We start from the raw sequence: 1959 nt of genomic DNA on the forward strand, positions 1-1959 counted from the left end.
ATGTAAGATCCTCGTTAAGAACTTTGAGCGCACCTTGACCAATGCCACCACGAAGCTCAATCTCTGCTTCGTCAGGTTAATGATTAAGCGACTTGCCGCCTTTTAGAGATGTCAAATGGGTTCTATAGTTCATAAAAGTGCTGATTTGTCTTGCTTGTGAGTAAGTTAGATGCTTGTGAATTTATAATAGAGTCACATTTCTGAGATAGAGTGTGCATGAATACTCAATTTGTAGATTCGATTGTTCAAGCGATCGCTAGTCTCTCGCCAGCAGAACGAGAATTAGTTAAACAGAAATTATTTGCATTGGATAGCAATAACCGAACTGAAAATACAGGTAGCCTTACTTTGGATGAGCGAAAAGCTTTTCTTCGCAAGCCTTTGGTAGAGCGGCGGGCTATTTTGGCTCTGCAAGCGGAGGAAATGGTAGAACACTATCTTTTGTCGATTGACGATTAGCTAAAAAGCACTTTAGAGATTGATTCTTTCTTAGCTTGCAAAGAATTTTGGTAGAGCATTACTAAAGCCAGGATTCTAGAGATAGTGTTCTTACTTATTGAATTCGTTGAAAGTCGCTGTCACCTGAAACAACTGTAAGATTATGCTGTAAGGCAACAGCAGGAATCCAAAGGTCATTTTCATCAAATCCTAAGTCAGTGATTTTTGTTTTCCGATGTTTGCTTTTTTCTTTGGGTGCAAACTGGTTAAATAGCGCTGTTTTTATTTGTCCGTAAATGTCAGCCGTTTCTCCATCGATGTTGTAAGTGTATATGCCTTGTAGAAAGCGGTGAACTAAGGCTAAGTTTCCCTCTCTTCGTTGAGAACGTTCTGTCATATAGATCAGTTCGCCTTGTACGATTACACAGGTAGCGATCGCAGTATTTTCAGTTTCCGACGCAGGATGTTAGAATTACCTAGAATTGCGCCGCTACAGTGGTTAGTATCTAGTAAATACATTACTCATCAAAGGGATTGGAATCGTAGTAGAATTTGGCTTTACCACGAGTGGCATATACCATCTCAAGACATTCTTCAAAGTCATCTCCTTCCCAAGTACCGATAGATTTTAGATGCTTTAGAAGGCTTTGTCCTGTAGACTGAACAGGTTTATCGGTTTGGGTGGTAACTTGGCTATCTGATACTTCTGTGTGGGCTTCTGGTTGTGTTGACCCAAGCTTAGTGTTGAGGAAGCGCAGGAAATCAAGTGTTTCTTCTAGAAGCGGATCGGAAGATGATTCAATTTCTTGCAGCAGCAATTCTTTGATTGTCATAATAAATACCTTCTTTACTGAATAGGAAAGCTAGGGATTGTTTTATCGATATTTTCCATTATCTCTATGGTTTCTTTGAGAGCCACGACAATGCGTTGATAATGTTGGATATCTTGACTACATCTGACTTTATGAACTCCAGAGCTTGCTGCGGGATGCAGCACATGATGTGCTATATACCATATCGTATTCACTCCCAATCAGAAAAAGCGCAGGGCAACTACGGAAATTACATTTAAATTGAACACCAATAAAAATCTAAGAAATATCGAGAAAAGATTATTTTAATGATGAATCTACAGATGACATTTCCCCTTGTCTAGTATAGATTTCAGCTTTTCTACTGATGTATTTGAATCAAGCAAATAAAGTAAAACTATTAACAGGTAAGTTTACGCAGACATCTATTATTTAAAACAATTAATTGATGTCTTATTTAATAGGCGTGCTTAATTTGCGTATGCGTTGATGTCCAAGTTTAGCAGTTGCTTCGGTAATAAGAAGCTATAACAATCTAGAGCGCGATCGCACTCTCCACAAAATTAGAACGCCAAACAACTGATACCAAGTTGCGTTCTAACAAAGTAGCTATAGAGGAGGGAAGAAAGTTAGAGAGCGAAGACGGTCTGGGTCAGCACAAAGTTCTAATAGACCTAAGCTAAGTTCATCTTCAACCTTGTCCAAAGAT

2 protein-coding genes and 2 pseudogenes are annotated in these 1959 nt (G+C 38.8%); 2 read left to right on the plus strand and 2 right to left on the minus strand.

Going from position 1 to position 1959, the window contains the following annotated elements; translation table 11 throughout:
- Together AC2VE5_RS26410 and AC2VE5_RS26415 are read left to right on the plus strand one after the other, a co-directional pair.
- Positions 1-106 (plus strand): annotated as a pseudogene (locus AC2VE5_RS26410) (transposase); the annotation flags it as partial.
- Between the two features lie 110 nt (positions 107-216).
- Positions 217-459, plus strand: a complete 243-nt coding sequence (locus AC2VE5_RS26415) for a hypothetical protein (RefSeq protein WP_486890517.1) — start codon at positions 217-219, stop codon at positions 457-459.
- Between the two features lie 94 nt (positions 460-553).
- Here AC2VE5_RS26415 and AC2VE5_RS26420 read toward each other — a convergent pair.
- Both AC2VE5_RS26420 and AC2VE5_RS26425 read right to left on the minus strand, forming a co-directional pair.
- Positions 554-957, minus strand: a pseudogene (locus AC2VE5_RS26420) (type II toxin-antitoxin system VapC family toxin).
- Positions 957-1271 carry a DUF2281 domain-containing protein gene (locus tag AC2VE5_RS26425; protein WP_486890518.1) on the minus strand — a complete coding sequence of 105 codons (315 nt, stop codon included), beginning with the start codon at positions 1269-1271 and terminating at the stop codon, positions 957-959. Before AC2VE5_RS26425 ends, AC2VE5_RS26420 begins: the two are co-directional and overlap by 1 nt.
- Between the last annotated feature and the right edge of the window lie 688 nt (positions 1272-1959).

This window comes from Aliterella sp. E5.1 (genome assembly GCF_057473825.1).

Coding starts and splice junctions, on each gene's coding strand:
- AC2VE5_RS26415 (WP_486890517.1), top strand. CDS start 217: ATGAATACTCAATTTGTAGATTCGATTGTTCAAGCGATCGCTAGTCTC.
- AC2VE5_RS26425 (WP_486890518.1), bottom strand. CDS start 1,271: ATGACAATCAAAGAATTGCTGCTGCAAGAAATTGAATCATCTTCCGAT.